At 58.3% G+C, this 6,438-nt stretch carries 5 protein-coding genes; 3 read left to right on the top strand and 2 right to left on the bottom strand.

The window, feature by feature from the left end; genetic code table 11:
• Both LC334_RS20110 and ctaD read left to right on the top strand, forming a co-directional pair.
• On the top strand, positions 1-707 hold a 707-nt coding region (locus LC334_RS20110), incomplete at its 5' end, for a PAS domain-containing protein (RefSeq protein ID WP_223413096.1).
• A 333-nt stretch (positions 708-1,040) separates the two neighbouring features.
• On the top strand, positions 1,041-2,714 hold the full coding sequence (gene ctaD / locus LC334_RS20105; RefSeq protein ID WP_085802102.1) for a cytochrome c oxidase subunit I: 1,674 nt from the start codon (positions 1,041-1,043) through the stop codon (positions 2,712-2,714).
• 86 nt (positions 2,715-2,800) lie between these two features.
• On the opposite strand, the gene LC334_RS20100 is transcribed toward ctaD, so the two are convergent.
• Both LC334_RS20100 and LC334_RS20095 read right to left on the bottom strand, forming a co-directional pair.
• Positions 2,801-3,892 carry an aminomethyltransferase family protein gene (locus tag LC334_RS20100; RefSeq protein ID WP_085802103.1) on the bottom strand — a complete coding sequence of 364 codons (1,092 nt, stop codon included), beginning with the start codon at positions 3,890-3,892 and terminating at the stop codon, positions 2,801-2,803.
• A 12-nt stretch (positions 3,893-3,904) separates the two neighbouring features.
• Positions 3,905-5,455 carry a trimethylamine methyltransferase family protein gene (locus LC334_RS20095; protein WP_085802104.1) on the bottom strand — a complete coding sequence of 517 codons (1,551 nt, stop codon included), beginning with the start codon at positions 5,453-5,455 and terminating at the stop codon, positions 3,905-3,907.
• Between the two features lie 110 nt (positions 5,456-5,565).
• On the opposite strand from LC334_RS20095, the gene LC334_RS20090 reads away from it, so the two are divergent.
• Complete coding sequence (locus LC334_RS20090) at positions 5,566-6,435, top strand: LysR substrate-binding domain-containing protein (RefSeq protein ID WP_085802105.1); 870 nt, start codon at positions 5,566-5,568, stop codon at positions 6,433-6,435.
• The last annotated feature ends 3 nt before the right edge of the window (positions 6,436-6,438 follow it).

The raw sequence follows: 6,438 nt of genomic DNA, 5'->3' as shown, positions 1-6,438 counted from the left end.
ACACAAGACCGCATCTGACAAACAGCACACTTCAACTCAAAAAAGTCTTGCTATGCAGGAGACATCCACACAAGACACTCGTCGAATCGGATCTCAAGGATCTCGAAGATTCGGTCGTGGTCGAGCGGATGCGCTATCTGGAATCCGAGGTCGCGTCCACACGTGAGGCCTTGCAGCAAACCATCGAGGAGTTGGAAACATCCAATGAGGAACTGCAATCCCTGAACGAAGAACTGCAATCAACCAACGAGGAATTGCAGGCTTCTAACGAAGAGCTGGAGACGTCGAACGAAGAATTGCAGTCAACCAACGAAGAACTGATTACCGTCAACGAAGAGCTTCAGGTCACCGCCTCCGAGCTGATTGGCCGCACCGGAGAGTTGACATCCGTGCTGGAAAGCACACCGCTTGCCATCATCGTGGTTGATAGCGCTTTTCAGATCATACAAGCTACCAAGCCCGCGATAGAAATCTTCGACATAAGACGCCCACTGGGATCGCCACATATCAGTCAGTGCGCGCTTCCCGAAGGGTATCCGAGCCTTGCGCCAATCTGTAGTGAGGCGTTGCAGATGGGCGAAACCATCGAGCGGGAATTCGACGCCGGGGACAGCCGCATCAAACTTAGCTGTTCCCCGTATTTTGTAGAGAATGGTCAGGTCCAGGGCGCAACGATCGTTATTACAGAGTTTCCCGATCGGGCGTGACAGCCGACATCAACGGGTGCGACTTTCATTTTGCGGTTTCTGCAATCACCGCCGCAAACGGGTCCTGCGAGCTAGGTCTGCGGGGCATTTTCTTTTGCCTGCGGTCACACTCAGTACGCCACGGATTTCGCCGCAGGCCGGGCAACTAAGGTCGAAATCCGTCGAGCAAATCGGAATTTACCTCGCCTCCTTGCCACCGCTGCGACAAAATAATTGATCTGCGTCAAATTCGGACATTGCTCCGCCCCCCTCCTCGTTCTAAAACCAGAAAGGATCACGGGTGTGTGACATGTGTTTGCGCGCCCTGTACTTAATGACAGCAGGAGGCACTCAATGGCAGATGCAGCCATTCACGGCCACGATCATCATGACGAGCGCAGCTTTTTCACGCGCTGGTTCATGTCCACCAACCACAAGGATATCGGTATCCTCTACCTGGTCGTATCGGCGTTCGTCGGTCTGATCTCGGTCGCGTTTACCGTTTACATGCGGCTCGAACTGATGGAGCCGGGCGTTCAGTACATGTGCCTTGAAGGCGCTCGGTTCTTCGCCGCTGCCGCAGGTGAATGTACCCCCAACGGGCATCTCTGGAACGTGATGATCACCTATCACGGCGTTCTGATGATGTTCTTTGTGGTGATTCCGGCGCTTTTCGGTGGTTTTGGCAACTATTTCATGCCGTTGCAGATCGGTGCGCCCGATATGGCATTCCCGCGGATGAACAACCTCAGCTTCTGGCTCTATGTTGCCGGGACGTCGCTGGGTGTCGCCTCGTTGCTCAGCCCGGGTGGTAACGGCCAGCTAGGCTCAGGCGTCGGCTGGGTGCTTTACCCGCCACTTTCCACGACCGAACAGGGCATGTCGATGGACCTGGCGATCTTCGCTGTGCACGTTTCGGGCGCAAGCTCGATTCTTGGCGCGATCAACATGATCACCACCTTCCTGAACATGCGCGCGCCCGGCATGACACTGTTCAAGGTGCCGCTATTCTCGTGGTCGATCTTCGTCACTGCATGGCTGATTCTTCTGTCGCTGCCGGTTCTGGCGGGCGCCATCACCATGCTTCTGACAGACCGCAACTTCGGGACGACCTTCTTTGATCCCGCAGGCGGCGGCGACCCGATCCTCTACCAGCACATACTTTGGTTCTTTGGCCACCCGGAGGTGTATATCATCATCCTTCCGGGCTTCGGCATCATCAGCCACGTCATCGCGACCTTCTCGCGCAAACCGGTCTTCGGCTACCTGCCGATGGTCTGGGCGCTGATCGCCATCGGCTTCCTTGGCTTCGTCGTCTGGGCGCACCACATGTACACCGTAGGCATGTCGCTGACCCAGCAAAGCTACTTCATGCTGGCGACGATGGTGATCGCGGTGCCCACCGGCGTGAAGGTTTTCAGCTGGATCGCCACAATGTGGGGCGGCTCGATCGAATTCAAGACGCCCATGCTCTGGGCCTTTGGCTTCCTCTTTCTCTTCACCGTGGGCGGCGTGACCGGCATCGTGCTTAGCCAGGCCGGCATCGACCGTGCCTATCACGACACCTACTATGTCGTGGCACACTTCCACTATGTGATGAGCCTGGGTGCCGTCTTCGCCATCTTTGCGGGCATGTATTTCTACTTCCCCAAGATGACCGGGCGGATGTACCCCGAATGGGCCGGCAAGCTGCATTTCTGGGCGATGTTCATCGGTGCAAACCTGACCTTCTTTCCACAGCACTTCCTGGGCCGTCAGGGCATGCCGCGCCGCTACATCGACTACCCCGAGGCCTTCGCGCCCTGGAACTGGTGGTCATCGATCGGCGCCTTCCTCAGCTTTGCGTCCTTCGTGTTCTTCTTCGGCATTGTCGCCTACACGCTACTGCGCGGCGCACGGGTGACCGAGAACAATCCGTGGAACGAGTACGCTGACACGCTGGAATGGACCCTGCCCTCACCCCCGCCCGAACACACGTTCGAGATCCTGCCGAAGCAGGAAGAATGGGACAAGGGCCACGCGCATTAAGCGACGGCTTATCAACACAATAAAAAAGGCCCCCGGTGAAGACCGGGGGTTTTTTCTTGGCAGCGCGGATCGGAATGCCAGTCCGATCAGGCGTGAGTGCGCGACTTGGCGGGATCGTAGATCGGGCTTGAGACCACGCTTGCTGTGGTGTCGATGCCCTCGCCTGACACGCGCAGCCGCGCGGAAACCTCAATGCCCGGTTTGATATGCGCAAGGGCAAGGGACTTTCCCAGCCGGTGCGAATAACAAGGGCTGTTGATCACGCCGACCTCTTCCCCTTCAAGCGACAGGATCTCGCCCCCCTCAACCATATCAGAATGGTCGATATCCAGGCAGACATTGTTAACCTTTTCGCTGCCCTTCGCGGCCATCAGGGCGTCCTTGCCGCGAAAATCACCTTTGGACCCGCTGATGGTGAAGCCAAGGCCAACCTCCCAGGGGGTGTTCTCTTCGGTCATGTCATATCCGTAGAACAACAGTCCGGCCTCTATCCGGACCTTATCGAGCGCAGTAAAGGAACAGGGCGTCACGCCCGCCTCGACCAGCTTGTCCCAGATATCGGTGATGGCTGCACCATCGGCAAAAACCTCGTACCCTCGCTCGCCGGAATACCCGGTGCGTGAAATCCGGCAGGCATGGCCGAAAAGCGTGGCAGGCGTATGTTCGAAATATTCCAGAGCAGCAAGATCGGCATCGCAATGGGCATTCAGGATATCAAGCGACGCGGGCCCCTGAACCGACAAATCATGCAGCGCATCGGAAAATTCCAGCGTCACATCGCGCCCCTCTGCCGACGCCTCAAGCAAGGCCATCGTATCGCCGGACCCATGCACGATCATCCATTCGTCGCCGCCGTTATTCGACACGATCGCATCATCCGCGATGCCGCCCGCCTCGGTCAGGACACAAAGATACGCGGCCTTGCCTGGCGCAAGTTTCGCCAGGTCGCGTGTCGTCAGATGGTCAAGAACCGCTTGCGCGTCAGCCCCACGCACAAACACCTTTTTCAGCGGCGACATGTCGAACATCCCTGCCCGCTCGCGCACCGCATCATGTTCATCGTTGGGATCGCTGTGATAGCTCCAGGCGGTGCCCATTCCGTTCCAATCCTCCAACCCTGATCCAAGGGCAGTGTGCCGCGAGGCAAGCGCGGAGGTGCGGCTGAGTTCTTCGGTCATCTATCTTCCTTTCTAGTACCATTCGTCAGGCATTGACGCCTTACGCTCGGCGACGAATTCACTGAGCGCGGTGCCAATATCATTCGGCATTTCGGGTTGCTGATACTCGGACAGCATCTGCCGCCAGCGGATCGCGGCCCGCTGATCGGCAGTCAGAGCACCGTTTTCGACCCACATCTCGTAAGGCCCGGCCTCGGGGGTCGCTGGGGCAAAATTGGCCGAAGCGTAGTGGCGCAGCGTGTGGCTGGTCGACAGGAAGTTCTCGCCCGGTCCGGTTTCAAGATAGGCGTCCCTGCCAAAGGCTTCGTCATCGGTCCTGAACCCGTTCAGCATCTTCAGCATCGCACCGCAATGGTCGAGGTCCATCACGAACTTCTCATAGGACATGACCAAGCCCCCTTCGAGCCAACCAGCCGCATGCCAGACCTGATGCGCACCCGACAGCAGCGTGGCCCACATCGCCCCGGTGCTGTCCTGCATGGCCTGCCCGTCAGGCGCGTTCGCCGCCGTGATCTGACCGCCACCCGATCGGGTCGGCACGCCAAGCCTACGGCCTAGCTGCGACAGCGCCATGGTGGTCATGTTTGCCTCGGGCGAGCCAAAGGTCAGCGCACCGGATTTCAGGTTCATCGTCGAATGAAAGCTGCCGAAAACGACCGGGCAGCCGGGCCGGACAAGCTGTACCAGCGCGATGCCAGCCATGGCCTCAGCCAGCGTCTGGGCCGCCACTGCCGCGGGCGAGAGCGGCCCCATGGCACCGGCAAAGATCGCCGGCGATACGCAGACACACTGGTTCGCAGCAGCATAAACGCGCAACGCGCCAGACATGGTGTGATCATAGATCAGCGGTGAATTGACGTTGATATTGGCCTGCATCACCGCATGACGATCCATGAAGTCGCGACCAAAGACGAGGCGCGCCATCTCGATACTGTCCTGCGCCCGTTCGGGGGATGTAACGCCCCCCATGAACGGCTTGGTCGATAGCGTCAGATGCGCCAGCATCATGTCCAGATGGCGTTTGTTCACCGGCACATCTGTCGGCTCGACAATAGTGCCGCCCGAATGCTGCAGCCAGGGTGAGGCATAGGAAAGCTTCACGAAATTCCGGAAATCCTTCAACGTCGCATAGCGCCGTCCCGCCTGAAGATCGGTTACGAAAGGAGAGCCATAGCCCGGCATCAGAACAACATTGTCGCCGCCCAGCGTGACGGTGTTGCCGGGATCGCGCCCGTGCAGGTCGAACTGCGTCGGCGCTGTTGCGCACAACTCACGGGCAAGACCCGGTACAAAGCGCACCCGTGCGCCGTCCACCGTGGCGCCAGCCGCCGCAAACAGATCAAGCGCGATGTCATCGCCCCGAAATTCGATACCTATCTCGCTCAATATCCAGTCTGCCTGATCTTCGATACGGGCCAGCGACGGCGCGTCCAGCAATTCATATGCAGGGATCTTGCGCCCCTCGAACACAGGCGCATCGTTGGGCGTGTTGTGTCGTGACAGACGGCCCCGGCGCGCTCTGCCATTCTGGGTTTGATTGACATTGGCGTCGAGATTTTCCAACGCGACTTACTCCGGCACGATTTCCTCTTACCCTTGTTTGGTGGAATTATCTGCCGCGGCAAATCGAAAATTTCTTTCCGCTGCGTTCAAATAAATTGTACGCTAAGGTCATGCCAGTTGAATTTCACCATCACGACCTGCTTCGACTGTTCATCGAGATCGCCCGATACCCAAGCTTCTCGGATGCCGCCGATGCGCTGAATATGACCAAGGGGGCGATCAGCTATCAGATCAAAACGCTTGAGGCCGATCTGCGCATCCCGCTATTCCGGCGCAAACCGCGCGGGGTGGAACTGACGCGGGAAGGCCGTCACCTTCTGGCCAGTTGCCAATCGCACTATCAGACCATCGAAACGGAGCTGCACATGTTCAGAGGGCCCGCATCGAGATCTCTGACCGTCGGCGTATCGACCTATTTCGCTGCCCACTGGCTGTCGCCCCGCCTGATGTCGTTCATGCAGGAACACCCCGATATTCGGTTGCGCATCCAGCCGATGATCCGGCTGTTCGACTTGGAGGCGCAGGGGGTCGACATTGCAATCCGCTGGGGTAATGGAAACTGGCAGGACGCGACGATCACCGCTTTCCTGCCCCTGCCCGCTTTTCCTGTCGGGGACGCCAGGGCATTTCAACTGGTCAAGAACGACGGCGTGAAAAACGCGATCAGCAAACTCACATTGCTACGTGACCACGACGACAGCAACGCATGGACCGATTGGTTGAACGCTGCCGGTTTGCCTCACCAGTCCCGCCGTGACACGCTGATCATTCCCGATCCGAACGTTCGGGTGCAGGCCGTGATTGACGGACAGGGGATCGCCCTGATGGACAGGCTTGTCAGCCGGGAACTGAACGACGCGAGGCTTTTTCGGCTGTCGTCAGTTGAACTGTCCGATTATGGTTATTTCCTGGCCCGCCCACACCGTAAAGAGCCTTCAGCCATTGTCGATACCTTTATCGACTGGATCAGCCGCCAGTAAAAG

The sequence above is a fragment of the Roseovarius aestuarii genome (genome assembly GCF_019966515.1).
Taxonomy (GTDB): Bacteria; Pseudomonadota; Alphaproteobacteria; order Rhodobacterales; family Rhodobacteraceae; genus Roseovarius; species Roseovarius aestuarii.
Note: the sequence above shows the minus strand (reverse complement) of the source record. Positions and strands in the feature narration are given on the sequence as shown.